The organism is Actinacidiphila polyblastidii, from assembly GCF_036353415.1.
Taxonomy (GTDB): domain Bacteria; phylum Actinomycetota; class Actinomycetes; order Streptomycetales; family Streptomycetaceae; genus Actinacidiphila; species Actinacidiphila polyblastidii.
This window is the reverse complement of record NZ_JAZEWV010000056.1, coordinates 1-26,941: the sequence shown is the minus strand read 5'-3', so window position 1 is coordinate 26,941 and position 26,941 is coordinate 1. Positions and strand designations below refer to the sequence as shown.

Sequence of the window (26,941 nt, the reverse complement as noted above, 5' to 3'; positions counted from 1 at the left end):
CCCTGCGGGGCCGCCGCCCGCTCCTGTCTCCGCCCCGCTTGCCGACGACCCCGCCGGTCCGGGCGCGCAACAACCAGCACAGCGAACCACTTCCGGGGCTCCGCCCCAGACCCCGGCCCTCCCTCTGAGGGGCAGGGGGACGACTTGCGGGTGCGGCTTCGTCGTGGTGTGGGGTCGCGGGTCGCGGGAGGGGTCCCTCGCCGCCCGGTCACCGGAGGCGTACCAGGAACCCCCGGGGGCCGCCAAGGCCGAGCGCACGCGTCACGGTGTGAGCCTTGGCGGCCCCCGGGGAACCCTGGCACGGCGAAGCTGCCCGACCGACGAGGGACCCCTCCCGCTCAGGCCCCGATTCTGCCGGAGTTCCGGCGCGCCAGGTGGTGGGGTAGCCCCTGTGGGTGGGGGTCTGCCGGATCGTCCCCGGGTGATGTGCCGGCCGGGCGTACCGTGGAGTGGGAGGTGGTGAGTTGATGATTACGGAGCTGGCCGACAACGTCCGCAAGTACCGGCGTCGCGCGGGGATGAGCCAGGAGGAACTGGCCCATGCCGCAGGCGTATCGCCGGGCACGGTTCGCAAGGCCGAGCAGGGCGGCACTCTCCGCATGGAAACCCTGCACACGCTCGCCCGAGCGCTTGGGGTGACCACCGCCGCGTTGATGGCGTCCGATGCCCCGGAGCCCGTCGGGCAGACCGAGGAGCCGAACCGCGTCAATCTGATCCAGCTCCGCGCCGCCCTCACCCCAGCCGTCGGACTTGCGGACCAGGACGCCGAAGCCGTGGGCGAGGAACCGAACCTGCGCACCTTCCGGCGGACGCTGCAAGACGCACGGGTGCTGTACTTCGCCGACAGCTACAAGAGCGTCGCCGCCCAACTGCCGGTCCTGCTGCGTGATGCCGCACAGGCCGTTGCCTACTACGACGGCGGGGACGAGCACCGACAGGCACTGCTCGCCCGCGCCGAGGCGCTGCGTCTGGCCGGCACCTACCTCACCCAGGTACGGCAGTACGACATCGCGTACGCCGCTGTGCGCGGCGCCATCATGGATGCCCGTCAGGCCGGAGACATGCTTGCGGCGGGCTCCGGTGTCGGCTGCATGTGCTGGCTGCTGGTGCGCCAGGGCCGCTTGGACGAGGCGGAACAGGTCGCTGCCCGGAGCATGGACGCGGTGGAGCCGAAGATCACCGGCGCCGAGCCGGACCACTACGCGGTGTGGGGCGGCCTGGCTATGGAGGCCGCCGCCGCAGCCGTGAGGAACAACCGTCCCGACGAGGCGAAGGCGTACCGTCAGGCCGCCCGGGTCGCGGCAACCGCTGTCGGGACAGCGCATCGCAATGTTTCCCGGCACTGGTCCGTCTTCGGGCCGGTCACCGTCGCGGTCAAGGCACTCGAAGACTCCCTGGTTATCGGCGACGCCCGCGCGGTGGTGCGCAAGGCAGGCGAGCAGGAGGAGTTGTCGCCCAAGGCGTGGAAGCGCTTGGGCAGGCCCAGCACCAACGACGGGAACCGCTTCACCCTCGATGTGGCGCGCGCCCACACCCGGACCGGCGACCTGTCCGCCGCCATGGACGAGTTGACCCGTGCCAGGGAAGCCGCCCCGCAGTGGCTGCGGCACCAGAACGGGGCCGCCGAGACCATGCAGGAGATCCTGGGCAAGCGCAAGCGCACCCTCACGACGGAGATGCGCGAAATGGCTGACTACCTGGGCGTAGTCGGGTAGCTGCCACACAGCGTGGCAGTTCGTGAACCAAGAGTCGCGAACTGTCATGACTCCTGGCTGGGGTGACGATCAGTCAGTGCCTACGGTCGGTGTGTCCACCATCAGTGACCCAGGCCGGGGGTGCCCAGTGAGCCAGCCCAGGAGCGATGCCGACCGCATGCGTCGCAGAGAGCTGTACGACGCCGCGTCGGGCGGGGGAGGTCCCCGCTTACTGCCGTGGACCAGCCCGGAGGGGAAGCCCTGCTACCTGAGCACCGACGGCCGGGGCTACCTCTCCACCCTCGCCGACAGCATCGAGACGGTACAGCTCAGCATGGGCCAGGAACTGCTGGAGTACGCCCGCGACGCCACGGCACCTGGCGCGAAATCCCGGTCGGCGACCGAATACCGCTGGCTGGCCCGCCGGTTGACAGAAGCCCTGACGGACGCGCTCAGGGTCGCGGACTCGCGCGGACAGCGCATCCCGGATCAGGAAGTGGTGACCGAGGATGCCTGACTCTCCGAACGCCGGCGCACCAGTACGCGATGCCTCTCGGGGGCGCTACCGCTTCCGCGAGTACCGCGTGACCACCGTCCCCGACCCTCTGGCGATGCCGACCATGGAGGCGGTCTGCGTCACCGGCGAGGAGCGCAGCTGCGGGGCCACGTCAGGCACGCTGCACACCTCGGACGAGCTGACCCGTTGGATCGCCGGACACTGCGCCCAGAGCGGCCACGAACTGTATGAGCAGACCGTCCGCGCCCTCGTCCGTGCCGAGCCTGGCGCATGGCAGTGAAGTCCCCGAGGGTGACACCACGCCAGCGGCAACGCGACCGCGCGGCCCGAGCCCTTGACGGCAGTAGTGACGGCAACACCCACGGATTCCCCCGCACAACCACGGACATCAGCGGAACCCGAAACAGGCGCTGACCTGCAAAGAAGCAGGTAGAAGGTGTCCGCGTAGCACACGTACTATGTGCTGGCAGGGACCACGCCGGTCCTGGTGCATAATTGCAACGGAGCCCGTTTCTCGGTCGATAGCCAAGGGACTGTGACTGACCATGTCGAGGGTGATCCTAATATTCTCGACAAGAATCCTCTCGATGTCACGAGGTACACGGACAAAGTGCAGGCCCAGATTGAAAGCGGGGACAATCATGGCTTCCCTGCATCTATCGACAGCCTGCCAACGATGTCGGACACGTCCATTGTGAGAGGTGGCGATGGCATCCCGAGAATGCATGTGAAGTTGCCTGGACTGATTAATGGAACCCGAGGAACATTCCATTGGATCATTGAACAGGATGGCTCTATTAATCACCGATTCTTTGACCCCCGGATGAGGTAATGGCTTCAAGGAAGCAAGAAGAATTGCTAGAGACGGTGCCAGAGTTGCTCCGGGGCTGTGCTGTCGATCTGAGCAGCGAAGGTTCGGCTGAGTACGCGTTCCCGATCTCGCGGGCACAGGATGTGTTCGATGCTCTGACTTCGTCTGGGGTCATCGTTCTCGGCGGTGATCTATGGGAAGCCGTTTCCGATGGCTTTTCCTCATGTCACGAAAGCTGGTTCAGTGGGCAGGGGGGCGGCGGGGGAGCAAGAGAGAGTTGGCGTCAATTCTCTGATCGATTTGCCGGTGGCGATGGCTATTATGTGACGTTTATTGCCTAATGTTGGACAAAGTCAGGGTAATGCGCTCGCGCATTACAAGGAATGCGCGAATGTCGACCTGAGGGTGACGCGTATGCGCATTTCGGAGTGAGTCACTCATGAGTGGATCCAACAGTCGCGTCAGGCTCCCCAGTGGTCTCGTGATTCCGGCGGGACCACTGAGGGGGCCGACGGCAGTAGTTGACGGCAACGTCAACGGACCGGCGCTGCGCAAGGCGGTCGTTCGTCGCCGAGTCGTCACCGTCATTGGGCTTGGTGGCAACCTCGGAGGGCTTGCCGAGGGCGCGGCCGAGGAGGCTGATGGCGTCGCACTGGGAGGCGGCAAACACGCGCAGACCGTCGAGGTGGCGCTGATGCGTGCGCTGGTCAAGCACTGATCGGGTCTGGCGCTTGGCGTTCGCGGGTGCCCCGTGGCTTAGCTGTTCAGAGTATCTTTACCGGTTCAAGGCGGCCCGCTGTCGCGGGCCGCGCGCGCTCTGGCCCGGCGGGGCCGCCGCCCGCTCCTGTCTCCGCCCCGCTCAGCGGCACCCCCGCCCGTCCGGGCGCGCAACACCAGCGAGAGCGGCCGTGGTCAACAAGGTTCTGCCTCAACCGAGGCCCTCCCTCCGAGGGAAATGCAGGGTGCCTGGGAAAATTATGGTGCTTCCTGGTCGGAACTCTTTCTGAGTGTGGCCGCGAAGCGATGGCCTAAGACCGTGTCCTACGTGGTGAGGCGGATGAGTCGTTTGTAGCAGCAGAGGGCAGCAGCGAGACCGAGGAAGGCCAGGTAGTTGCGGGGGTGGCGTTCGTAGCGGTGGTTGAGGCGGCGGTAGCCGGTCAGCCAGGACATGGTGCGTTCGATGACCCAACGTCGCCGCCCTAACCGTTCACTGGACTCGACTCCCTTGCGGGCGATTCGGACGCCGATGCGCTTGCCCCGTAGCCATCTCCGCAGGTGGGAGACGTCGTACGCCTTGTCGGCATGCAGGCGCTGGGGCTTGAAGTGTCGGCCGCGGTGGGGGTCGTGTCTCGTTTGGTGGCCTTCGACCATAGGCTTCAGGGCTTGGCTGTCATGGACGTTGGCCGCGGAGACGCCGACGACGAGGGGCAGGCCGTTCGCGTCCGACAGGACGTGCATTTTGGAGCCCGACTTGCCCCGGTCCACGGGGCTCGGACCTGTGAGTTCGCCCCTTTTTTAGCCCTGACGTGGGCGGAGTCCAGGACGGCGCGGGACAGGTCGAGCAGGCCTTCGCCGTGGAGCCGGTGCAGGATCGCTTCGTGCAGCCGGCCCCACACACCGGCTCTGGACCAGATCAGGAATCTACGGTGCGCGGTCGACTTCGATATTCCGAAGCACGGCGGCAGCGCTCGCCACGCGCACCCGCTGACCAGGACATAGATGATCGCCGCGAACAGCGTCTCATCAGGCGTGTCCGGCGTCCCGCCGCCCTGCGCCCGCACCCTGGACGGCGGGATCAGCGGCTCCGCGATCTCCCACAACCCGTCCGGAACAATCCAACTCCACGTACCACGCCCCATGTTCAGTTGAACGACTCACCGCCACGCAGGACACGGTCTAAGACGGCGTTTCTTATGGCGTGAGCGGTCGTTGGTCAGTGCATCGTGGCCTTGGTCCAGCGGCTGGTGCCGGACGAGTTGTGGGAGCTGTTTGGGCGAGTGGTGCCTCCCACGGAGGTCGTACGTCCGCAGGGTGGGGGTTGGCGACGAGCAGGTGACCGCGAGGCGTTGGCGGCGATCATCTTCGTGGCGACGTCGGGTTGTACGTGGCGGCAACTCCCGCCGGTCTTCGGCCCTGCATGGCCCACGGTCTACCGGCGCTTTGCGCAGTGGAGCCGGGACCGGGTCTGGGCCAGGCTGCATCGTGTCATCCTCGACGAACTCGGTGCCCGCGGTGAGCTGGACTGGTCCCGATGCGCGATCGACTCCGTAAGCCTCAGGGCCACAAAAGGGGGCCTCTGACGGGACCGAATCCGACCGATCGCGGCAAACTCGGATCGAAGATTCACCTGATCACCGACCGCAACGGATTGCCCCTGTCGCTCGGGATCTCAGGCGCCAACCTGCATGACAGCCAGGGTCTGCAGCCGTTCGTTCGCGGCATCCCGCCCATCCGCTCCCATCGCGGGCCGCGTCGCAGGCGGCCTGGAAAGCTGCACGGTGACAAGGGATACGACTACGACCACCTGCGCCGATGGCTCCGCACCCGCGGCATACGCCACCGCATTGCTCGTAAGGGCATCGAGTCCTCCCAGCGGCTCGGCCGCCACCACTGGGTGGTTGAGAGAAGCGTCTCCTGGCTGGCCGGCTGCCGTCGGCTTCACCGCCGCTACGAACGCAAAGCCGAGCACTTCCTCGCCTTCGTGGGCATCGCGGCGTTACTCATCAACTACCGGCGCCTGGCTCGCTGAGCGGTGTCGTCCAGTGCCGTGAGTAGTAGAGATTGTCCAGCTCGTCAACGAAGCGGCGCAGTTCGGAGCGTCGTTGTCGAGACATGCCACGGATCACGGCTTCCAAGAAGTAGCGAGCCTCGAAGGGACTGCCACAGCACTCCCAGATGTCGCAGTTGGACTCATCGTCCTGAGCCCAAAATCGTCGGTTCGGATTGCGTACGAACCGGCTCCAGACAATCGCTGCTGTGTACGTGGCACCCGGCCACAGGTACTTACGGCTGAGTTCGATCCTGACGACCTCAGCTGTGGCCATCGAGGACAAGCCCGGGAAAACGGGTCGCGGGATCGACGGCTGGCGCCGAAGTCGATGCTCGGCACGTAGACGCCCAGGCCGCCTACGCGGCACGAGCCTTTCGGTTGATGTCCATGGCCCAAATGCTCCCACATACCCCTGCCAGGAGGAACCCGAGCTGCAGCCCACCATAAGAAACGGCGTCTTACCCTGGCTCACAGGGGGGTGTCATGGAGTTGATACCAGCTAGACGTCATCGGTGGGGACCGAAGCATTCGCTGGAGATCGCAGCGAGTCGTTGCCAGTGGAACATGGTCACGAACACGTCGCCATTGGCCATACCGGTGGCAAGGAGGTCGGATTCGCGATCCCCTTCCAGCAGCCTGGCGGGGCGAGCATCGCCGTCACCTGGGACGCCCCCGGCGCGACGCCCGCTTTGCCGGAAGCCTCGGCGCAGATCGCGTCCGGCGTCACGCCTGGCCCGACGGGCGAGGAGAGGTGGTCCGTCACCGCATACGTCGGCCCGTACGGCCAGTGCATCGTCCAATCGGCGGGCCAGGGCGGCGCGGTGTCACGGTGCGTCAGTCGCGACGCGAAGCCGCCCGCGTCACTGTCGTTTACGCACGCCAAGGCGAACGGCATGCCGTACTGGCTGCAATCGGAGATCGACACGTCCGTGGATCACCTGGACGTCGCCTACTCCGACGGCTCCACCAAGCACCTCACCCCGACCCGCGTCGCGGGCCACGCCTTCGTCGGACTTGTCGTTCCGGTCGGCCTGGAAGTGGAGAGCGTGACCACGTTCGACAGCTCCGGCCGGCAGCTCGGCGTCGACACCGGCGACCCCAGCCCCGCCAAGTAGCCAGCGCGGTAGCCGCGTGCGGCCGCCCCCAACCCGAGCGCGGCTGTCGTGCCGGCGAGAGTGGTCAGGGCACGACGATGGGGAAGTCGGGGTCGAAGTCGTCCAGGAGCCCGGCGAGCGTGTGCAGGACGGTGGGGTCGCCGTCGAGGGTGATCGCACCGCTGCGGGCGAGCTGCTCTGCGGTGGCGGGTGCGAGCAGGGCGCCGACCAGGGCGGCCTTGGGGCCGGTGACGGTGAGCTGGGTGCGGTCGGATGCTCCGCGGCGGGCGTTCAGGACGCCGTTGGCGATCCACATCGTCCACGTCTGGCCGGTGTCGGTGAAGTGCAGGTCGATTCGCAGGTCCGCAGTCGCGGCCAGGTCACCGATCAGGTGGACAGCGGCGTAGTCGAAGAGGATGTCGACGGGCATCGCCAGGACGGTGTCCGGGCTGGCGGTGGCGAAGGTCGCAGCCTGGACGCCCTCGCGCAGCTCCTTGGCGGCGGTCAGGTAGATGCCGCGCCACTGCGGTCCCTCGGCCTGGTAGCCCAGCTGCTCATAGGCGTCGGCCTGCAGCTCGCGGGCTGCCTGGTGGTCGGGCTGGGCGAAGACCAGGGTGTGCAGGATCTGCGCGGCCCAGCGGTAGTCACCGGCCTCGATCGACCGCTTCCCCTCGGCCAGGACCTGGTCGGCTCCGATGAGGTCCACGAAGCGGCGCGCGGTCTCCACCGGCGGGTGGGGGTGCAGGGAGACGGGGTCGCCGTCCCACATGCCCAGCTCCTTGGTGAACACCGCGCGCACGTCGTGGTGCAGGGTGCCGTGGTAGCCGCGGTTGAACCACTTGCGGCCCAGCGACTGGGGCAGTTCGATCTCCTCGGCCGCCTCCAGCGGGGTGTAGCCCTTGTTCGCCAGACGCAGGGCTTGGTCGTGGATGTACTTGTAGGTGTCGCGCTGGGACTCCAGGAACCCGGTGACCTCCTGGTTGCCCCACACGGGCCAGGTGTGCGGGCCGTAGTGGACCGCTGCGTCGTCGCCCCAGCGCTCCAGGGTCTCATCGAGGTAGCGGGCGAAGTTGCGGGCGTCGCGGGTGCGGGCCCCGCGCAGTGTCTGGATGTTGTGCAGCGAGTGGTTGGCGTTCTCCGCGCAGGTCAGCGCCGCCAGCTGCGGGATCCAGATGTGCATCTCCTCGGGCGCCTCGGTGTCGGGCGCGTAGAGGAACTCGAACTCCAGGCCGCCCAGGTCCCGCTTGGTCCCGGTCTTGGTGATCGGGTCGGTCGGGGAGAGGTAGGAGATGGTCACACCCGGCAGCGAGGCGATCCCGATGCCGCAGGTGACGCAGCCGCCCGGGCCCTGGTCCAGCAGGCTGTTGAAGGCGTAGGAGGCGCGGCGGGTCATGGCGTTGCCCGCGATGACGTTCTCGCCGATCGCGTGCTTGTCGAAGGACGCGATCGTGCCCGGCGCGATGATCGGGACCTTCCCGGAGGCGACGTCCTCTGCGGAGACGATCCCCTTGACGCCGCCGTAGTGGTCGATGTGGGTGTGGGTGTAGATGACGGCGGCCACCGGCTTGTCGCTGACGTGCTCGCGGATCATGGCCATGCCCTGGGTGGCGGCCTCCACGTTGGCCGTGCAGTCCACCACCACCAGGCCGCTCTCGCCCTCGACGACGGTCAGGTTGGCGATGTCGTTGTTGCGCACCTGGTACAGGCCGTCGACGACCTTGTACAGGCCGCCGCGCCTGATCAGCTGCGACTGCCGCCACAGGCTCGGATGGACGGTGTCGGGTGCCGGGGCGTCGTCGGCGATGTAGTCGAACCGGGAGGCATCGAAGATGACCCGCCCGTCGTCGGCGCGCAGCGGTTCCGGCAGCGGTGCGATCAGGCCGCGGTCGGCGTTGACGAAGTCCTGCCGGTCGCCCATCTCGTAGCCGGCCGCCGCCTGCCGGTTCGCGGCGGCGGTGGCGGCGGTGGCGTCCTTGGGGCTGTACGGCATGGCAGGCGGCCTCTCTGTCCCGGGCGTCGCGGCCGTCCGCGACCAGGGCCTGCGGCTGCGAACCTCTCCTCGTACCTGCCCCACACGCTGACCCGGCCTCGTCCGGGCGGCAAGACGACGCGACCGATCGGGTGACAGGGCCGGTCCGCGCGCCGCGGCGGGGCCGGCCCGGTCGGAAGACTGCGTCGACCCCGGCAAGGTCGGGCAGCGGGTCTGGGTTTGCAGCGCCCAGTCCTACCGGCCTTCTGCACCGCCGCACAGATTCACCGTCGTCTGCGAGCGCCTGGCCGTGCTGTGCACGGCGTGCTGGGCGGCTTCGGCTCCCTGGCCGCACAACTCGTCCACCGGGGCGGCGCCACCGTGCTGGGCACCGTCCGCCACAGCGAGGAACTCGGCCAGGTCAACCCACGCCGGATTCCGCAGAAGCCATATGCACGGAGAATCCCGAACTGAGGGTTCTCACTCGACCTGGCAGCACCGCAGCTCGGTACAAGATCCACAGACGAGCCCGACGCGACGGGACAAATCCAGACGGCCTCCACCAGCGTCTCGGGCCCGGGACCGGCCGGGCCGGAGACGCGGTCACGCCTTCCACGGGTAGGAGCTCCTCACCTCCACCAGGATCCGAACATCGTCCAGCGCTCGTAGTCGCCCTTGAGCGCGGGGGGGCGACTGATCTCATGAGCGGCCCGCCAGCCCGTCTTCCGAAACGATGGCCCTTCCCAGCAGCGGAGGGCGGAGTACCGACGACACGCTGATCACGGGCCGAGAACATCATTCGCGCGATGGTCAATAACAGGCCTGACGGACCTCCCGCCCGGTGACAGGCGGAAGAACCAAGCCCGCACCAGCAGCCACTGAGGCGGTTGAAGCAGCGCTCGACTACGTTGCGTTGGCGGTGGATCGGTCGGCCGAATGCCGAAGGTCGGCCTCGTCGACCGCCGCGGTCACCGCGGCAGCCGGGGGTGATCAGCCGGCGGCAGTGGGCTCCGCCGGTCAGAAACGTGCGCGCTGCCCGGCGCTCCACACGTCGTGCTGGATCAGCAGGATCGGCGGCCGCGCGTCGAGGAGCCGGCCCAGGTGGGCGCCGACCAGGTCCGGTCGTCGAAGACCGTGGTGTCGCCGGTGATGAACCGGGTGGCCTCGGCGACCTTCGCGGTGATCTCCGCCCGGCTGCGCACATCCAGGCCCAGGGTGACCCGCAACGACCACCGCGGTGATCACCGCGGACGCAACGAACCCCGGCCGCCGGCTTCCCGCCATAAGCCCCCCCGGCCGCACCACACACCGTCACAGGACGTGGCAGGCGTGCGCCGCCAGGGCAGCGACGGCCGGGTGCGAGTGCACCCGGCCGCCGTGGCCGGACCAGGTGGGCTACAGGAACTCGCTTCGGTAGGCCTCGGCCAGCTCCACCGCGAGGCGGCGGCGCGTTGCGAGTTCGTCCTGCGACAGCTGCGGCGGCGGTGCGTCCTTACCGGCGACGACGTCGCCGATGCGCATGAAGTACTCGTCCTGGCCGGCGGGAGTGCACATGCAGAGCATGCGCGCAGGGGCACCGGAGACGTTGCGGAAGTTGTGGGGTGCGTTGGCCGGGACGTTGATCGTGGATCCGGCGCGGACGGTGCGCTTCTCGCCGCGGAAGGTGAACTCGATCTCGCCTTCGAGGATGGTGAACATCTCCTCGAAGTCGTGCCGGTGGGGCGGCGGTCCGCCGCCGTCGGGGACGCGCATGTCGATCAGGCAGTAACGGCCGTCGGTCTGCTCGCCGGTGATCAACATGGCGTAGGTGTTGCCCACCAGCGAGATGTAGGTCGTGCTCGGGTTGTCGGGGTTCGCCACGGTCAGCGAACGGGACGGGTCGTCGGCGGGGATCATCGTCGTCTCTCCTTCGTGTATGGGGAAGCGAGCGGTCAGGCAGTGGGCGCCACGACGACGACCTTGCCGCTGGGCAGGTTGGCCGCAGCAGCGTCGGCGTGCAGGGCCGACAGCTCGGCCAGCGGAACCCGCTGGGCGACCTCGATGCGCAGCTCGCCGCGATCGGCCAGCTCCACGAGGTGCGCCAGCTGGTGTGCGTCGCTGCGGACGTACAGGTCGATACCGCGTACGTCGCGCTGCTCGTCGCGGGGAGCGGGCATCCACACCGTGGTGTTCACCAGTACACCGCCCGGCTGGATCAGGTCGAGCAGCGACGCCAGCTGCGCCGGCTCGATCGGCGCGAGGTTGAGCACCACGTCGACCGGAGCTGTCGCCGCGTCGACCGCGGTGGTGGTGTGGTCGATGACCTCGTCGGCACCGGCGGCCTTGACCCGGTCGCGGCTGCGGGGGCTTGCCGTGGCGATCACGTACGCGCCTGCGCTCTTGGCCAGTTGCACGGCGTAGCCGCCGACCGCCCCGCCCGCGCCGTTGATCAGCACGCGCTGGCCCGCCGTGAGCTTCGCGTGGTCGAACAGGGCTTGCCACGCGGTGAGTCCGACGGCCGGCAGTGCCGCCGCGTCAGCGAGGGCAACGCTGGTCAGCGCCGGGGCGAGGATGTCGGCCGGGGCCAGGACGTATTCCGCAGCCGCGCCGTCCTCCGCCATCGGCAGCAGCCCGACGACCCGGTCACCGACCTCGAAGCCTTCGACGCCCTCGCCGAGCGCCGCGATCGTTCCGGACACGTCGATGCCCGGGGTGTGCGGGAGCGTCACCGGGATCGGTCCCTGCATGAACCCCGCGCGAATGCTGCCGTCGACCCCGTTGAACGATGTCGCGGCGACCCGGATCAGCACCTGGCCAGAGGCGGGGGCCGGCTGCTCGACGTCCTCGAAGCGCAGGACGCTCGGGTCGCCGTACTGGTGGAAACGCACTGCCTTCATCATGGCGAGCTCTCTTCTCTTCTTCCGAACGTGCTTCGCTTTCGGAGCACATCCCGACCGCAGCATGCTGTGAATCTGAAGCAAACTGGATGGCGAGTGACGGCCTGCTCCGCTTGACCGACCGATCAAGCGTGGCGCGAACCGGGGATCGGATGAAGGACCACCTTGTCCACGGACAACGTGTCCCTGGACAACTCAGTCGGGAGGCACACGGGTCTGTCAGCGAGGAGGATCGCCGAGGCGCTGAAGCCTCTCCTCGCTCGGCGAGCCGGGCTCCGCCATGAAGACCAGCAGATCCTGGCTCTCGTCGGGATCCATGAGCCGCCAGCTGTGCAGCTCCAATTCGCCGAGCTCCGGATGCACGTAGCGCTTGAGCTCGTGATGGTGGGTCACGTCCACCTCGTGCCGACGCCACACCTCGGCGAACTCGGGGCTGACCGCCAGCAGCGCTTCGACGATCTCGCCGGCCGTGCCCGCGGGGTCGGCCGTGTACACCGCCCGCAGATCCACGGTGAAGACCCGCCCGCGAAGGTCATGGTCCTCGGGCGGATAGATGGCACGCTGCGACGGGTCCGTGTACCAGCGGTAGGCCAGGTACCGGGACATCCCGCTGAAACGGGTGTAGTCGCCGAACAACGCAACCGCCCCGCGAGTCTGCAACAACGCCTCGCCGAACTGCGAGAACACGATCGCAGGCGTGTCCGCGAGCCGCTCGACGATGCGCTGCATGGCAGGGCTGACCCGCTCATCCCTCAGCGCACGCCGCGGCGCCGAATGCCCGCCGAGCGCGAACATGTGCTCGCGCTCACCCGGGCTGAGCTTCAATCCCTGCGCGAGGGCCGCGAGCACCTGCTCCGACGGCATCGGACCGCGCTGCTGCTCGATCCGGCTGTAGTAGTCGGCCGACATGCCGGCCAGGACCGCGACCTCCTCCCGGCGCAGCCCGCGGGCCCGACGCCGGGTGCCGCCACGGGGCAGGCCGACGTCCTCCGGCTGCAGCGCCTCGCGGCGCGCCCGGAGAAAATCCGCCAGCAGTGCGCGGTCCATCGCCCCATCCGTCCCTTCAGCTGCTGCGGTTGCGTCCGGCGCGCGGTTTGGCAGAGCGCGGCGGCGCGGCGCGCATACGGGTGCGGACGGGTCCGAGGATGGCGCTGAGCGCAGGGAGGTCCTCACCGGACACGGGATCGAACAGCGGCTGCCGAACCCGGTAGGCATGCTCGGGAAGCACGCGCGCGTACTGAAGAAGCCTGCTGAACTGCGTCGGAGTGAAGTACGCGCCGATTTGCCCCGAGTTCAGACCGGGCGTCGCGTCAATCACCCCGTGATCCTACTTGCTGTGAGTTCGAAGGGCGGATGGGTGTCCATGCCTGCGGCTCGACCGCCAGGTCTCGTACGGTGGCCAGGGCGACTTCCGTCAGCGACGCGCTGCTGGAGCCACTAGCGGCCCCGGCGCAGACGGACCAAGGCGACCGCGGCCGCGCCGACCACGGCTCCGCCCACGGCCCACGGAATGCTCGGACTTCCGTCGTTCAGGCTGTACCCCACGATCGAGGCGACCAGAACGCAGCCGAACCACAGCCAGAAGCCGAACTGACGTGTCTTCATGTCCTCTTCCGTTCTCCGGTGTGCAGGTGCAGGTGTAGGTGCAGGTAGGGCGCCGGGGCCACCCGGGTCGTGCCCGGGTGGCCCCCTGTCTGGCCGGCGGTCAGTGGCCGCCGCGCCGGTGAGTTCCGGTCAGCGGAACCGTAGCTTGCAGTGCGAATTGGTGCAGTACGCTTTCCAGATCGGTTTGTACCGAGCCGGCACCGGACCGTAGACAGCCCCGTAGTAGTCCATGGACATCGCGAACCGTTCCTGGTAACCGCAGACGGGAATGTACTTGAACGCGCAGACCTGTGCCATGCCCGTTCCCTTGTACTGGACGTGGTAGGAGCCGCTGAGGCTCCGGTACACCCCGTGCCAGGAGAAGCTCCAGCCGTAGAAGCCGCCCCCGCAGCAGGTGTCGCCCCAGCCCCAGCCGATGGAAGAGGTGATCTTCCCGCCGCGGTTGATGCAGACCTCGACGTGCATGCCGATGGTGCCGATCTGGAGCGGGACGCTGCCCTCGTACACCTTGTAGCTCTTGCTGTACGTCCGGCAGCCCGCGGTGACCGAACCCGTGGTGTCGGACTTGTTCACCGGGTCCGCGCAGCTGTACTCGTACCCGCTGCAGCTGCCGCCGGCGACCGGGTCCTCGCTCAGGAAACGGCCGCTGAGCGGGGTGTAGAGCCGGGCGCCCATGAGCATGATGCCGCTCGGTGCGTCGGTCGGGCGCTGCTCGCCGCCCAGCCAGCTGTAACGCGCGGGGGCGGTGCCGGTGCGCGGAGCGCCGTACTCGGTGGATTCGGCGTACCAGTCGGGGCCGACCGCAGTCGGGTCGTCGGCCACGGTGGCGACGAGGTTCCCTCGCGGGTCGGTGACCTGGAGGCCGACGCTGCCGTCGGACTTCTGGATCGCACCCAGTCCACCGGACAGGCCCGTGACGTTGCGGGTCCAGCTGCCGTCGGCCTCGCTGATCCAGGTCGGTGAGTCGGAGTTGTCGGAGTAGTGGTTGGTGGTGGTGCCGGGCTGGGCGCCTCCGGTGTCGCTGACCGAGCTGAGTCGCATGGCCGGGTCGAGGGTGAAGGTCCGGGTCTCGACACCCTGGGTGAGGGAGGCCACCATGTCGTTCGCGTAGTAGCCGATCTTCAGGCTCGCGCCGTTGGCCAGATCGGCCGCCGGAGCGGTGAGGGTGCGGCCCAGGGTGTCGTAGCTGTAGCCGGTGTCGGTGATCCGGTCGGCGCTGTCATACGTGTGCGTGGTGACGGTCGGCGTCGTGGCGGTGGTGCAGATGCCGTCGCCGGCGTCCGGGTAGTCGGTCAGCGCGGTCCTGTCGGTGTTCGCGTTGAGGGTGTAGTTGCGGACGTCGCAGCTGGCGGCGGTGGCGTCGTCGTCCTCTGCCCGGGTCAGCCGGCCGGCCGGATCGTAGCCGAACTGCTGCTGGGACTCGGGAGTCGAGGCGGCGACCGTCTGCCCGAACGGCGACGCCGTCTGGGAGAACACCAACGGGTTCGTCCACCCGCTCATGGTGTAGCTGAGCGTCGTGAGCTGGTCGGCGTTGTCGTGCTGTGAGGTGGCCGTCATCCCGTTCGGGAAGGTCTCCAGGGAGGCGTTCCCGTCGGCGTCGTAGGAGCCCCGGAAGACGCTGGGCGCACTGCCCATTCCGGTGTCGACACGGGTGACCAGGCCGCGGTGCTCCTCCTGGCCGGACGCGTCGGTGCCGTCGTAGGTGTAGGAGGTGGTTCCCTTGCCGTCGTTGACGGTGGCCACTTGTCCGTCGATGGTGTAGGTGGTCGTCGTGGTCTGGTGTCCGGTCGCGTCGCTGTAGCTGACGACGCGGCCCAGGCTGTCGCGCCCGGTCGTGACCACCGAACCGTCCGCGGAGGACACGGTGACCTGCTCACCTGTGGTCGGATCGTATCCGAACGTGGTGTCGCTGACCGGAGCACCTCCGTCGGGGGCCGGGGTCACCGCGAGGTGGTTGCCCGTGGTGCGGCCCGCCGCGTCGTACGAGACGGTCGAGGTCCTCACCGTGGCGCCGGAGGTCTCGGTGAGGGTACCCGGCAGGGCCCACTCCGTCGTGTAGGTGGTCTCGCTGACCGGCATCGGCTGCCCGGTCGGTTGTGCGGCAGGACCGGTGCGGCAGACCATACCGCTCCACTCGGCATGGCTGCCGCACTCCGGGTGGGCGGAGTTGGCGGCCGCGGTGTAGTACGTGGTCAGTGTCGTCCCGGCGTCCGCACCGTTGGAGGCGGGCTTGCGGGTCTCCACCGTCTGCCCGTCCGCGTCGAAACGGGACTTGTCGACGATGTCCGTGCCGCCCGGAACGACCGTGGTCTGGGTGGTCGGCCGGTACAGGACCCAGCCGGACGTCGGGTCGGTGGCGGGCTTGCCGTCGATCGGGTTGTACCCGGTACGGGTGGTGTGGGAGTCGGCCTGCCCGACGTGGGAGTCCTGGCCGTCCAGAACCACCGGGCCGGTCACGGTGGTGGTGACGAGGTGGTAGGTGTTGGTGTCGGGTTTGCCCTCGTCGTAGCTGTACGTGGTCCTCAGTTGTGCGGAGGCGACGGTGCCGTCGGCGAGTTGGACCGGATGGGCGGCATCGGTGAGGCTGATCAGGTCGGAGCCGTCGGCGGTGTAGACGCTGGTGGACGCGAGCAGGTTGGCGCGGCTCACGCTGTCCGCCTGCGCCGCGACGTACGGGTCGGTGTCCGCGGTCGGGCTCAGGGCCTGGGCGCGGTTCGCGGCCGACATCGTCCACACGGTGTGGCCGAAGCTGTCGTAGCGCTGCGAGTCGATCCGCCAGGCGCCGCCGCCGTAGGTCGCCGTGTCGACCTCACGGCCGTTGACGTCGAGGTAGGACAGCGCGGCGTACTTCCAGTCGGTGGCGGTGGGTGCGTAGGCGCCGCCGGAGCCGGCCGCCGGCACGTGCGAGGCGGGGAACACCGCGGCGCCGTTCACCGGGAGGTCGGTGGACTGGCCCCAGGTCGAGGTCTGTGCGCCCGACAGGTCGATCGGGGCTCCGCCGCCGGTGATGGCGACACCGTATGCCACCGCCTGGGTGGCCGTGCCGTGAGCGGGGTCGGGGTGGGACACCGAAGCGATGCGGCCCTTGCTGTCGTATGCCAGGGTCCACGTCGCGAAGCCGGGCGGGGACACGGTGGAGATCCGGCCCGTGCCGTCGTAGGTGTACCGGGTCTTGAGCGCCGGGGAGACCCGCGGGTCCCAGTAGGCGCGCAGATGCCCGGTGCTGTCGTAGAGGTACTGGGCGACCGCCACCGGCTTCATGCTGGACGTCGCGGCGTCCCAGGCCGTGTAGGAGATGCGGGAGACCAGACCGTTGAAGTCGCCCCACTGCGCCTCGGCGGTGCCGGTGGTGCTGGTGCTGGAGGCGTAGGTGAAGGTCAGCGCCTTGCAGCCGCGGACCAGTGTGGTGCACGTGACCCCCGCGGGGGCCGGGGCCGTGATCTGGGTGACCCTGCCCTGGGCGTCGCGGTTGAAGGTCGTGGTGCCGTTGATGCCCGGAACCGTGACCTGGGAGACCGACCAGCTCGAACCGTTCCTGGTCCAGGTGGTCTTGCTGCCGTCGGTGTCCGCCAGGGTGAACGAGGTGGGGTTGCTCGCCGTGTTGGCGGTGAGCACCGAGCCGTCGGCGGCTTCCGAGATGCCGGTGAAGCTGGTCGAGGCGCCCTGCTGTACGTAGGACAGCGTGCTCCCGTCGGCTGCCACCAGCAGGACGTACCCGTCGACGGTGTGGTCTTCGAGGGTGTAGTCGGCGGCGCCGGCGTCGGTCGAGGTGGACAGCGCCGCCGACCAGCCTGCTCCGAACATGCCGGTGGGGCCGGCGGTGGCGGCCGGCGGGGACAGGGTGGTGTGGCTGCGGGAGACCGCCAGGTCCCCGAAGTCCACATCGGTGTCCTCGACGGAGTAGTCCCCGGTGAGCAGTGACGCGGTGCCGGGACCGAGCTCCCTGGTGGCGTAGGAGGAGCCGAAGGCGGTGCGCTCCACCGTGACGGTCACCGGTGGCGAGCAGGACTGGGCGCCGCCGTTGGTCTGGAAGCACGCCTCGATCTGCACCGGGCCGTCGCCCTTGCCCGCGTTGGCGAGCGTCTGGGCGACGTTCCAGTCCAGTTCGGTGAAGTCCTGTGAGGTGTCGGTGCGAGTCTGCGGCCAGGTCGGATGGGTGCCGGTTCCGGGCAGCGTCACATCCGAGGCGGGGACGGTGGTCCAGGCCGCCGAGGCGAGTTCACCCACGTGGTACTGGTAGGTGGCCTGGTTCCTCGGTGCGCCGGCCCGGACGGTCAGGGCGACCGACGCCTGGGTGCGGTCACCGTCGGCCGGCGTGAGCACGCTGCCCGTCCCCACGCCGAAGGCCAGCGCGGCGATGGTGGAGCGGTTGTAGGAGTCGTCGTAGGCGGTGGCGTAGAGGGTGTGCCAGCCGGCCGTCGGGTTGATCGCGACCGTCAGCGGGTTCCCGCCGTTGCCGTTGGGGTCGACCAGTTTCGCCGTCGGATCCGTCGGGCTGTCCAGCGACCAGTAGTAGCCCGCCCCGTCGGTGGACGTGGTGTCCAGGGTGCAGACCTCGCTCCCGGTGTGGGACGACCACACGCCGGCGGTGAAGTCCGGGCAGGTGACGGTCGGGGCGTTCGGTGGGCTGACGTTGAAGCCGAACTTGCTGTACGCGGACCAGGCGGAGGTGTCGGTGCCGTCCGATGCCTTGACCCGCCACTGGATGTGCGGCCGGGTCGTGCCGATCACGGTGGCCGGCATCGTCACCGTACCGGTCGCGCCCGAGGCCACGGTCTTGCTCCCGGTCCACATCACCCCGGTGCCCTCCGAGGTGTAGGCCGGGTCGTGCGAGACCTCGAAGGTCAGCGTGACGTTGCCGCCGTCCGCGTCGGTGGACTTCGCCGAGAAGGACGGTGAGGCCGAGGTCGACTTGATGGTGTTGAGCGTCGTCGTCACCAGCGGCGCAGCCGACGTGCTCACCGGGGTGCCTGGCGGGGAGGTGTAGGTGACCGTCAGGTGCGGCTCCACCGGGTCGTTCCCGCCGTTCACGTAGTTCGCCGAGCGGAAGCGGCGCCAGGTGTACGGGTCGGTCTCGGAGGCGCCGCGCAACTGCAGACCGTAGTTGGGCGAGGCGCCCGAGGTCCAGGACTTGACGATGTTGTCGACGTCCCAGTGCATGTTGCCGGCGGGGCATGAGGAGTTGTAGCCCAGGGCGGCCGTGTTGGTGACGGCGTCCGTGGTCGAGGTGGCCGGCTGTGCGCCCCAGGTGAGGGCCGAGGAGTCCCAGTTGGACGTGATCCGCCGGACCTGGATGCCCGCCCCCGCGGTGGAGCAGGTCGAGGAGTAGAACGAGTAGAGCTGCAGATCGGTGTCGGTGATGTGCTTGCCCGTGTACGGGGAGACGTCGAACTTCAGGTAGCCGCGGGCGACATCGGCACCGGTGTCGTAGGTGCCGGCCTTCAGTTCGGCCGAGGAGATCTGCGAGTCGGGGTAGTCCGGGGTCTGCACCCACGTGTCGGTGGTCACGGCGAGCGTGGCCGCTGGGTCCACGGTGACGGGGTACACCACCTTCGAGTCGTCGAAGAACGCCTGGGCCGGTGACAGTACGAGACTGCTCTGGCCGCCGGACGTCCCGGCGCTCACCCGGGTGGGGATCACCGCGACGTGCGCGGGCTCACCGGAGCGCGGGTCCGTGGCGGCGTCCCACATCTGCGGCGCCGGCGCGGACGCCACCAGTCGCCCGGTCCTCGTCGCCAGCCGCAGGTGCCCTGCCGTGTCACGGGACAGGTTCATCCCGGACGTCTGGGTGGGCAGAGCGAACTTCAGCGGCTTCACCGGGCGCTTGCGGACAACCAGCACATGGGAGAAACCGGTGGGCAGCGCCTTGAGCACGAGGTCCACCCCGGGCTGGACGTCGCTGTAGGTGGCGGTGTCGCCGCTCACCTTCGGCTTGGGGAGCCGTCCCGGCCAGGAGACGGCATACGACTGCGCGCCCCGCACGAGGGACGCGAACTCCTCTGTACCGCCTTGTTCCGTACCGCCGTTGGAGAAGCTGACGTCGGCCGTTGCCCATCTCGGGTGCCAGGAACCGGACTTCGGGTCCTGCACCAGGGTGGTGTCGAGCCCGTGCCAGGCGCCGCGCCCGTCCCTGACCCGCACCGGACCGGTGTACTCGGTGGTGGTCCAGGAGCCGTCCGGGTTCGCGAACGTCTGCGACCTGTCGGTCCGCTCGGACAGTACCTCGACCCTGTGCTTCTGGGAGCGGGCCGTCATCATCGCCGCCACCCGATCCGGGCGCTCGGTCACCGCACCCGCCGGCGCCGGCGATTCCTGCTTCGGGGCGGCCTCCGCGGCCGGAGCCGCCGTAGCGACTCCCAGCAGCGACGAGGCGATGGTGGCGGTCGCCACCATCGCCGCGGTCCATCTGGGTCTCGGCGGGCGTATCCACCCGGCCGCGAAATCACGCGAGAACATGGTGCGTCGTACCTCCTGCGTAGTGGGCACAATTCGACGCGCGACCGCCCGAAATGGAGGCCGCGAACGTGGTTGTACGCGTGTGTCGTATGCCGACGGCTGACGTAATCGCGCTCAACTTAGTGTGCGGAATCCGTCCGCAGCGTGAACCTGAGGAAGACTTGAGGTCTCCGGTGAAACGGAATCTTTCAGTCAGGTATTCAGGACGCGTCGACCGCGTTCCGTCCCACCTCGGAGGGTCTTGCCCGCTCCCGAGGCCGGTGCCCTGAGCTGGATGGATGAACTGTCGGAACCAAGCAGTCGGCCTGGTTCGGCGTCGGCGCCTCCCCCGATGAATGGCTCGGCCGGTGCTCCGTGGGCGCGTCCGAATCCGGCGATTCGCCTTCGCGGAAGGCCACTAAACCAGCCGCATCCGTATCGAATCCTCCACCACGGGAAAGGCAATGCGTCCGCGCGCGCCGAACGTATGGGTCTCGAATTGTCGTGGGCGTCACCGGTTACCAGTGAGCGATTTTGTGGCGGGTGGTGAGGGTGTGGTGGCGCCCGGGACGCGGGTCCTCGCGGAGGCGCCGGCGACGACGCCCGACGAGTCGGCGCCGACTGCCGCACGGGAGCCGAAATCCACCACATGTCCGACGGTGCGCGCAGAGGCATCCTCGGCCAGTGTCCAGCCGTTCAAAGGGGCGTCCGGGCACGTCGAGATCTCGACGGTCGCTCCGACGCCACCTCCGGCGGTCGAGAGGAGAGCGGCTGCAGAGCAACGGGGCCCGCGATCAGGGGCAGATGTCCCTGCGCGGGCCGCCGGTCACGCCCTCAGAGGTCCCCGTCGGTCGCGGACGTCGTCATCAGCCCCTGCCGTCCCCGCCGCCGGGCGCTGTCGTTCGTGGTGTCCGGCGCGGAGGGGTGTGGCAGGAGGCCGTCTTCGCGCAGCAGTGTGCCGGCGGTGCCCAGTCCCGCGCGCAGCGTGAAGGCGGCCGGCTCATCGAGTTCGCCCATCATGGTGACGCCTTCCACGCTGCGCACGGCCCGCACCTGAGCCGCCGGTAGTTCCTCGTCGTCGAGCAGTTCCGGGCTGTGGCTGGTCACCAGCACCTGGCGGCGGTCGGAGGCGTCCCGCAGCGCTTGGCGCAGCACGGCGACGGCTGCCGGGTGGAGTGCGGACTCCGGCTCCTCGACGGCCACCACGCCCTGCCCGCCGGCCGCCGGCGCGAAGAGCGCGAGCAGCACGCCGAGGGCGCGCAGCGTGCCGTCGGAGACCGAGCCCGCGGTGAACCGCGAGGGGCGGGGCGCCCCCGCCACGGTCTGACCGAACTCCAGGAGCTCGGCGCCGCCCGTCACGCGGCGGCGCACGGAGGTGAGCCCGGGCACGATCTGCCGCAGGTAGCTCTCCAGGCGGCGATATTCCTCGGCACCGGCACCGGCACCGGCACCGCCGCCGGTGGCACGGCCGAGGCGGTACAACACGGCTGCCGCGTTCGAGCCGTCATGGAGCAGGGCGCGGCCGTCCTGGGCGGGCCGGACCACGCGCATGGCCCGGGGGTCGGGGTCGAACGCTCGCATCCCGGCCAGGCCGGCGTGCGCCGCACGGAACGCGGCGTGCCGTCCGAGCCGCGCCAGCAGGAGTCCCTGCGGGTCGGCGGCCGGCAGCCTGCGCTCGGTGGAGACGGCGAGCGCGCCGTCCTCCACCCGGTAGGAGGCCCACCGCCCGCCGGACTCCACGGCACAGTGCTCGCGGGCGACGCGGAAGCCGCTCCCGCGCGCCACGGCGACCTGCACCTCGTAGGCGCCGGCGAGGTCGGAACCCTCGAACTCGAGCCGCACGGAGAAGCGGTCTTGCCGCCCCGGCGCCCGGCGCCGCACCTGCGCGATACCGCCGCGCTCGTGCAGCGCGTCGTGCAGTGAGGACCCCACGCCCTGGGACACCAGGCGCAGCGCGTCCAGGAAGTTGCTCTTGCCCGCTCCGTTGGGCCCGACCAGGAACACCAGGTCGCCCAGGGACACGTCCGCCTCTGCGAGACTGCGGAACTGCCTGAGCACGACCCGGGTGATGCGGAAATGACTGGGCTGCATGCGTCATACTGTCGCAGTTCCCGCGACCGTGCCGCGTCACCGGGGCCACCCTTCGGCCGCCTTGCGGCGAGCCGGCCGGTCACGCTCTCGAGGACGCCTTCTGCGACGGGCCGGGCGGGCTCTGCTTCCGGTGCGGGGCTGGATGGAGGGCAGGGGCGGGCAGTTGGAGGGGTTACTGCCACCGGAAGATGGCGGACGCGGTTCGATACCCGGTCGCGGGTGGCCTCGCCTGGCGGGCGACGCCTGCACTCTCCCGGGGGACCGCGTCCATGCGTTCTGGCGTCGCTGCTGCTGACCGATGGCCACGGCGGCATCGATCACCGACCGCGAAGCCGGGCGGACGCTGCCGGCCCGACTGCGGCGCCGGCCCCGGCGGATCGCTCGGGTGTGGGCAGACGGCGGCCGCACCGGGCAGGGGGTCGACCACGCCCGCGAGATGCCGCGGATCGCGCCGACGATCTCGCTCTGGCGCGCCCCGGGCCGCGTGCGGGCGGGTCAGCTCCGGTAGGGGTTCGCGCCCTGGGGCGGGACCGGCTGGCCGGCGGCCGGCTGCGGCTGGGCCTGCGCGGTGACCTGCGTCAGGAGCTGGTCGGCCTGCTCCTTCGGCACCGGCGTCAGCGTGCCGCAGAAGGTGCACTGCGACGTGTACTTCGAGCTGATCGGAAACAGCGGGATGAAGAACAACGTGAACTTCGTGACCCGCTTGCGCAGCGCGTGGGCCGCGGGGTTGCCGCACCGGCCGCAGAGCAGCATGAGCATGGCAAGCTGCTGGATGTAGCTTCTCGTACCCCAAATGATCATGGTGTTTCGCCTTCCCCCCGGAGTCCTCGCCCTCGCGACGGACTCGGTGCCAAGGAGCACAGTGTGCCGTACCCGTCCGGCGGCGCGTCAGCCGGGCCCGTCTGAGCGGCCCGCCGCGCGGACGATGGCGCCGCGCGGCGGACCGGACGCTTTCGTGGTCAGCTGTATGCCTCGAACTCGTAGATGCGGGCGGCGCCGCCGGTGCCCGACTGCTCGGGCGTGAGGACGTTGAGCTTCAGATAGCGGGTCGTGACGCTCACGGCGTGGGTGGTGACGCTGGCGGTGTTCCCCCGTGCCTGGACCAGGGTGGTCCAGGTGGTGCCGTCGTCGGACGCCTGGATGTCGTAGTCACGCGTGTTCCATGCGGTGCTTTCCCCGCCGGCGCCGGCGTGCCTGACGGTGAGGGTCCTGACCGGCGTGGGACCGCCGAGGTCCACCCGCCACCACGTGGTGCCGCCCAGCGAGCACCATTTGTCGGCGGTGCCGCCCGAGACGCTGCCGTTGACCGCCTTGGCCGCACTCTCGTCGCCGTTGCAGGACGAGTCGGCGGTGGCGGGCTTGTTCAGCGCCACGTCGGCGGAGGCCGAGCCGCTGTCGAAGGACGGCGGGGCGTCGCCGGCCGCGGTGCCCCAGGAGGTGTTGGCGGTGCTGCCCAGCGTCATGTCGACGGTCCCGCCGCTGGTGACCAGTGACTCCGGCAGCCAGGGGCGGGTCGAGACGGCGCCGTTGACCTTCATGCTCTGGATGTACGGGGCGTCGGTGCCCGCGCCGGTGGCGTTGAGGGTCAGCGTGACGCCGTTGCCGCGGTGCACCACGATCTGGCTGAACAGAGGACTGGCGAGCAGCAGGTCGGCGCGGCCCGGCGCCAGCGGGTACACGCCCATCGCCGCGAAGACGTACCACGACGACATCGCCCCGAGGTCGTCCTGTCCGGGTATGCCACCGGGGCTGTCGGACCACAGGGTGTTGACGACCTGGCGGACGGTCTGCTCGGTCTTGTAGGGCTGCCCGGCGAAGTCGTACAGCCACGGCGTGCCGATCGACGGCTCGTTGCTCAGGTCGGAGTGCGTGCCGTCCGAAGCGGACAGCGCCCAGCTGCCGTCGGAGTTGTGGAAGAACTTGTCCAGCCGGCTCGCGGCCGAGGCGGAGCCGCCCATCGAGGCGAACAGGCCCTTGGCGTTGAAGGGGACCATCCAGGTGTACTGTGCGGCGCTGCCCTCGGCGAAGCCGTTGTCGCTGGCCGGGTCGAACGAGTCCCAGGCACCGGAGGAGTTGCGCTCCTGGATGTAGCCCGTGCCGGGGTTGAAGACGTTCTTCCAGTTCTGTGCCCGTGCCAGGAACTGGCTGCCGGTGGTCGTGTCGTTCAGCCGTTGCGCCAGCTGGGAGATGCCGAAGTCGGCGGAGACGTCCTCCAGGGTCTCGCCGGCGCCTCCCCAGGCGTTCCCGTCGGACGGCACGTAGCCGATCGACAGGTACCTGTCCAAGGAGGGCCGCTCCCCGGTCACCATGACGTTCCAGCCGTCTCTGCTGCGGTCCTCCGCCGTCACGGTGGTGGCGGCGTGCACCATCGAGGTGAGTGCCCCGGCGGCGTCGAAGGACGTGCCCCCGAAGGCGTAGATGCTGGACGCCGCGGCGGGTCCCGGGTCTCCGGTCATCACATGGGTGCCGCCCTGGTTGTGCGTCCAGCGGTCCCACACGCCATTGTTCTGGTTGGCCTGGTTGTACAGCGACTGGGCGATGTCGGCGCCCACGTCGGGCCGCAGCAGCGTCACCAGCTGGACCTGGTCGCGGTAGACGTCCCAGCCGGAGAAGTTGGCGTACTGTGCGCGCTGGTTCCCCGAGACGGTATGCGTCTTCTGGTCCATCCCCACGTACTGACCGTTGGTGTCACTGAACACGTTGGGGTGCAGCAGCGAGTGGTAGAGCGCGGTGTAGAAGGTCGCCTGCTGGGTGGCGCTGCCGCCGGTGATCGCCAGCCGGTTCAGCTCGGTGTTCCAGGCGTCGTGGGCGCGCTGCTTCACGGTGTCGAAGGTGGTGCCGGCCGGGTTCTCGGCATCCAGGTTGGCCTTGGCGTTGGCGGCGCTGACGTAGGAGATGCCGACCCGCACCCCGACCGACTGCCCCTGGTTCGGGTCGAACGTCACGTAGCCGCCGGAGCCCTTGCCGGCCACCGGCCAGCCGTCGGTGCCGTATGTGGTCCCGCCGCTGGAGCTGGTGCTGCCCGCGGACAGGGTGCCGTCCTTCCAGGTCCCGGTGCTGGCGAACGGCTTGTCGAAGGCGGCGTAGAAGTACAGCGTGTAGTAGCTGCGCCGGTCGACGTCGTTGATGTAGCCGCAGAAGTTGCCGCTGGTCACCGATCCGCTGATCGCCCGGTTGGCAGTGTCGATGGTGGTCTGCGCCGCGCTGCTGCCGACCTCGGAGTTCGAGGTGCGCACCAGCAGCGACGGGGTCTTGCCCGTCGGGTAGGTGAAGCGGCCGGCCCCGGTGTGGGTGGAGGCGGACAGCTCCACGTTGACGCCGGAGTCCAGGCCCACCCGGTAGGAGCCGGCGGTGCCGGTCTCGTTGGCGTGGGAGAAGGTGGCGGCGTACGTGGCGTCCGCGCGATCCGACGTCGGCGACGAGGTGACCGCGCCCGCGTACGGCAGGATCGGCACGTCCCCGGCTCCGCCGGCGCAACCGGTGCCCGACATGTGGGTCAGGCTGAAGCCGCGGACCCGGGTGACGCCGTAGTCGTAGCCGCCGGGCTGCGGAGTGCGGGTCTGGTCGCCCCGGGTGTTCTCCGGGCTCCACTGCACCATGCCGAACGGGGTGTCGGCGCCGGGGAACGTCTCCCCGCTGTTGCTGGAACCGACCAGGGTGTTGACCGCGGCGGCCGGGTCGCTGACCGCGGCGCCGACCGGCGGGGAGAACACGAGCTGCGTCAGCCCGACGCCGGCGAGCAGGCCGACGGTCGAGAGCGCGGATATGGCGCGTCTTAACGGGTGGGGCCGGACCATGGGGGTCTCCGTCTCGAAGGGGGCTCACACGGATGACATCGTTGTCGGATCGGGGTGGGGCGTTCACGGTGCGGAGCGTCTTTCAGGGGGAGCGGCATGGCGTCGGGGATTGCGGGTCCGAGGCCGTGCGAACCCGACGGGACTGCCGACCGCGCGCGAACGGAGGGGGGTGTTCGCGGCCGACGGGCCGGCCGTTTCGGCCGGCCGAGAGACGCGACGGCCCCTGGAGCGGATGGAGTTCATGACAGCGATGTCAACCGGAATGAGAGCACAGCCGCGTTGACATGTCCATACCTTTCACCGTTGCACGGGGGCCGCACCGGGGAACGACGTGGCGCTGGGGGAGGGGGTCGAGGCGGCGTCCGGGCTTCGGGCGGTCGGATCACCTGGTCAGCGGGAAGGCCGGTGAGGCTGTGTGAAGGGATGAGGTGAACGCCGGTCGTCCCCGCGTCGGCGGGGCGGACGTGGGTACGATTGCGGGTCGGTGCGATGGGACGGCCCTGGCGGGGTAGACGCCGTGGGTGGCCGATACGGTGCGCGGTGACGGCGCATCGTCGCACAGGTATGGTCGGCTGGGAGCAGCGGCCGTCGGAGGGATTGCCGGGTGGGGGATCGCGTGGTGCACGTCAGCAAGGCGTTCCAAGGCAGGACCGTCGACATCGCTGCTGCCAGGCGACTGGTGGAGGACCTGTTCGCCCGGCTGCTCGGCAAGGGAGTCGAGGTCGCCGCCCGGATCGTCGCGGACGTCCAATTGGTGGTCAGCGAGCTGGTCACCAACGCGGTCAAGTACACCGCCGGCCCGTTCGGCGTGGCTTTGCTGGCGTCCGACGCCGTCGTGGAGATCACCGTGTGGGACACCTCGACGCGTGCGGTGGCGGCCATGCCCTCGGACCCGACCCGGGTGGGCAGGCACGGCCTGGAGATCGTCACCGCGCTGTGCGGCGACCCGACGATCACACCGACGTCCGCAGGCAAGCAGATCACCGTGCAGATGTCCCTTCAGACGGCAGCGGCCTGAAGCCGAGCCCGGTCGGCCGGCGCTCCTCGTCCGCAGCCGTCACGGGTCGGGCCGGGTCGTGCCCTGGAACACCGCGGCCCCGGGCCGCGGTATCGCGGTCCGGGGCTGGATGCGCCTGGTGGCCAGGTGCTGCCGGCGGAGGCGGCGCCGGCCGCGTCGGGGGTGATCACCGGCAGCCCTTGGGGCGTCTGGCTCCGCGACCCGCCCGACCCTCCTGAAGGTGCTGCGGACGGTTCGCTGCGCGCCGGGAGATATCGTCCTGCC

19 protein-coding genes are annotated in these 26,941 nt (G+C 69.5%); 7 read left to right on the top strand and 12 right to left on the bottom strand.

The genetic code is table 11. From position 1 onward, the window contains the following. Positions 1 to 467 precede the first annotated feature (467 nt). The 4 genes from V2S66_RS33540 (at position 468) to V2S66_RS33525 (ending at position 3,740) form a co-directional block, all read left to right on the top strand. Positions 468 to 1,715 carry a helix-turn-helix domain-containing protein gene (locus tag V2S66_RS33540; RefSeq protein WP_330800756.1) on the top strand — a complete coding sequence of 416 codons (1,248 nt, stop codon included), beginning with the start codon at positions 468 to 470 and terminating at the stop codon, positions 1,713 to 1,715. A 157-nt stretch (positions 1,716 to 1,872) separates the two neighbouring features. Next, the gene (locus V2S66_RS33535; protein ID WP_330800754.1) at positions 1,873 to 2,211 is read left to right on the top strand and encodes a hypothetical protein; all 339 of its coding nucleotides are present in this window, start codon (positions 1,873 to 1,875) and stop codon (positions 2,209 to 2,211) included. Beyond that, entirely contained in the window at positions 2,204 to 2,491 is a 288-nt protein-coding gene (locus V2S66_RS34735) for a DUF7848 domain-containing protein (RefSeq protein WP_461949949.1), read from the top strand. Before V2S66_RS33535 ends, V2S66_RS34735 begins: the two co-directional genes overlap by 8 nt. A gap of 970 nt (positions 2,492 to 3,461) precedes the next feature. Continuing rightward, positions 3,462 to 3,740 carry a hypothetical protein gene (locus V2S66_RS33525; protein ID WP_330800751.1) on the top strand — a complete coding sequence of 93 codons (279 nt, stop codon included), beginning with the start codon at positions 3,462 to 3,464 and terminating at the stop codon, positions 3,738 to 3,740. A gap of 323 nt (positions 3,741 to 4,063) precedes the next feature. Here V2S66_RS33525 and V2S66_RS33520 read toward each other — a convergent pair. After that, positions 4,064 to 4,881 (bottom strand): IS5 family transposase gene (locus V2S66_RS33520; RefSeq protein ID WP_330800749.1). Its coding sequence is split into 2 segments (ribosomal slippage): positions 4,064 to 4,533 and positions 4,533 to 4,881, totalling 819 coding nucleotides; the frame shifts between segments, so codons are not numbered across the junction. 90 nt (positions 4,882 to 4,971) lie between these two features. Here V2S66_RS33520 and V2S66_RS33515 point away from each other — a divergent pair. Both V2S66_RS33515 and V2S66_RS33510 read left to right on the top strand, forming a co-directional pair. After that, positions 4,972 to 5,771 (top strand): IS5 family transposase gene (locus tag V2S66_RS33515; protein WP_330800760.1). Its coding sequence is split into 2 segments (ribosomal slippage): positions 4,972 to 5,317 and positions 5,317 to 5,771, totalling 801 coding nucleotides; the frame shifts between segments, so codons are not numbered across the junction. 533 nt (positions 5,772 to 6,304) lie between these two features. Next, positions 6,305 to 6,907: a hypothetical protein gene (locus V2S66_RS33510; protein ID WP_330800747.1), complete on the top strand. Its 603-nt coding sequence runs from the start codon at positions 6,305 to 6,307 to the stop codon at positions 6,905 to 6,907. A 64-nt stretch (positions 6,908 to 6,971) separates the two neighbouring features. Here the strand turns inward: V2S66_RS33510 and V2S66_RS33505 are convergent, their stop codons facing one another. The 11 genes from V2S66_RS33505 to V2S66_RS33455 form a co-directional block, all read right to left on the bottom strand. Beyond that, positions 6,972 to 8,876, bottom strand: a complete 1,905-nt coding sequence (locus V2S66_RS33505; RefSeq protein ID WP_330800745.1) for an alkyl/aryl-sulfatase — start codon at positions 8,874 to 8,876, stop codon at positions 6,972 to 6,974. 1,040 nt (positions 8,877 to 9,916) lie between these two features. Further along, complete coding sequence (locus V2S66_RS33500; protein ID WP_330800743.1) at positions 9,917 to 10,081, bottom strand: hypothetical protein; 165 nt, start codon at positions 10,079 to 10,081, stop codon at positions 9,917 to 9,919. Positions 10,082 to 10,250: 169 nt separating this feature from the next. After that, positions 10,251 to 10,751, bottom strand: a complete 501-nt coding sequence (locus V2S66_RS33495) for a cupin domain-containing protein (RefSeq protein ID WP_330800742.1) — start codon at positions 10,749 to 10,751, stop codon at positions 10,251 to 10,253. A gap of 35 nt (positions 10,752 to 10,786) precedes the next feature. Continuing rightward, positions 10,787 to 11,731, bottom strand: coding sequence for an NADP-dependent oxidoreductase (locus tag V2S66_RS33490; protein WP_330800758.1), 945 nt, complete (start codon positions 11,729 to 11,731; stop codon positions 10,787 to 10,789). 219 nt (positions 11,732 to 11,950) lie between these two features. Continuing rightward, positions 11,951 to 12,778, bottom strand: coding sequence for a helix-turn-helix transcriptional regulator (locus V2S66_RS33485; RefSeq protein WP_330800740.1), 828 nt, complete (start codon positions 12,776 to 12,778; stop codon positions 11,951 to 11,953). Positions 12,779 to 12,794: 16 nt separating this feature from the next. Next, on the bottom strand, positions 12,795 to 13,049 hold the full coding sequence (locus V2S66_RS33480) for a hypothetical protein (RefSeq protein WP_330800738.1): 255 nt from the start codon (positions 13,047 to 13,049) through the stop codon (positions 12,795 to 12,797). A gap of 119 nt (positions 13,050 to 13,168) precedes the next feature. After that, positions 13,169 to 13,336 carry a hypothetical protein gene (locus V2S66_RS33475; protein ID WP_330800736.1) on the bottom strand — a complete coding sequence of 56 codons (168 nt, stop codon included), beginning with the start codon at positions 13,334 to 13,336 and terminating at the stop codon, positions 13,169 to 13,171. Positions 13,337 to 13,465: 129 nt separating this feature from the next. Then, the gene (locus V2S66_RS33470) at positions 13,466 to 19,729 is read right to left on the bottom strand and encodes a DNRLRE domain-containing protein (RefSeq protein ID WP_330800734.1); all 6,264 of its coding nucleotides are present in this window, start codon (positions 19,727 to 19,729) and stop codon (positions 13,466 to 13,468) included. Positions 19,730 to 20,605: 876 nt separating this feature from the next. Beyond that, positions 20,606 to 21,862 (bottom strand): AAA family ATPase, encoded by a 1,257-nt coding sequence (locus tag V2S66_RS33465; RefSeq protein WP_330800732.1) that lies wholly within the window; start codon positions 21,860 to 21,862, stop codon positions 20,606 to 20,608. Positions 21,863 to 22,357: 495 nt separating this feature from the next. Further along, on the bottom strand, positions 22,358 to 22,663 hold the full coding sequence (locus V2S66_RS33460) for a zinc-ribbon domain-containing protein (protein ID WP_330800730.1): 306 nt from the start codon (positions 22,661 to 22,663) through the stop codon (positions 22,358 to 22,360). A 158-nt stretch (positions 22,664 to 22,821) separates the two neighbouring features. Next, on the bottom strand, positions 22,822 to 25,659 hold the full coding sequence (locus tag V2S66_RS33455) for a GH92 family glycosyl hydrolase (RefSeq protein WP_330800728.1): 2,838 nt from the start codon (positions 25,657 to 25,659) through the stop codon (positions 22,822 to 22,824). A gap of 604 nt (positions 25,660 to 26,263) precedes the next feature. Between V2S66_RS33455 and V2S66_RS33450 the strand changes: the two genes are divergently transcribed. Continuing rightward, positions 26,264 to 26,677, top strand: coding sequence for an ATP-binding protein (locus V2S66_RS33450; protein ID WP_330800726.1), 414 nt, complete (start codon positions 26,264 to 26,266; stop codon positions 26,675 to 26,677). Positions 26,678 to 26,941 lie beyond the last annotated feature (264 nt).

Coding starts and splice junctions, on each gene's coding strand:
- V2S66_RS33535 (WP_330800754.1), top strand. CDS start 1,873: ATGCGTCGCAGAGAGCTGTACGACGCCGCGTCGGGCGGGGGAGGTCCC.
- V2S66_RS33505 (WP_330800745.1), bottom strand. CDS start 8,876: ATGCCGTACAGCCCCAAGGACGCCACCGCCGCCACCGCCGCCGCGAAC.
- V2S66_RS34735 (WP_461949949.1), top strand. CDS start 2,204: ATGCCTGACTCTCCGAACGCCGGCGCACCAGTACGCGATGCCTCTCGG.
- V2S66_RS33455 (WP_330800728.1), bottom strand. CDS start 25,659: ATGGTCCGGCCCCACCCGTTAAGACGCGCCATATCCGCGCTCTCGACC.
- V2S66_RS33490 (WP_330800758.1), bottom strand. CDS start 11,731: ATGAAGGCAGTGCGTTTCCACCAGTACGGCGACCCGAGCGTCCTGCGC.
- V2S66_RS33475 (WP_330800736.1), bottom strand. CDS start 13,336: ATGAAGACACGTCAGTTCGGCTTCTGGCTGTGGTTCGGCTGCGTTCTG.
- V2S66_RS33525 (WP_330800751.1), top strand. CDS start 3,462: ATGAGTGGATCCAACAGTCGCGTCAGGCTCCCCAGTGGTCTCGTGATT.
- V2S66_RS33470 (WP_330800734.1), bottom strand. CDS start 19,729: ATGGTGGCGACCGCCACCATCGCCTCGTCGCTGCTGGGAGTCGCTACG.
- V2S66_RS33465 (WP_330800732.1), bottom strand. CDS start 21,862: ATGCAGCCCAGTCATTTCCGCATCACCCGGGTCGTGCTCAGGCAGTTC.
- V2S66_RS33460 (WP_330800730.1), bottom strand. CDS start 22,663: ATGATCATTTGGGGTACGAGAAGCTACATCCAGCAGCTTGCCATGCTC.
- V2S66_RS33485 (WP_330800740.1), bottom strand. CDS start 12,778: ATGGACCGCGCACTGCTGGCGGATTTTCTCCGGGCGCGCCGCGAGGCG.
- V2S66_RS33540 (WP_330800756.1), top strand. CDS start 468: ATGATTACGGAGCTGGCCGACAACGTCCGCAAGTACCGGCGTCGCGCG.
- V2S66_RS33495 (WP_330800742.1), bottom strand. CDS start 10,751: ATGATCCCCGCCGACGACCCGTCCCGTTCGCTGACCGTGGCGAACCCC.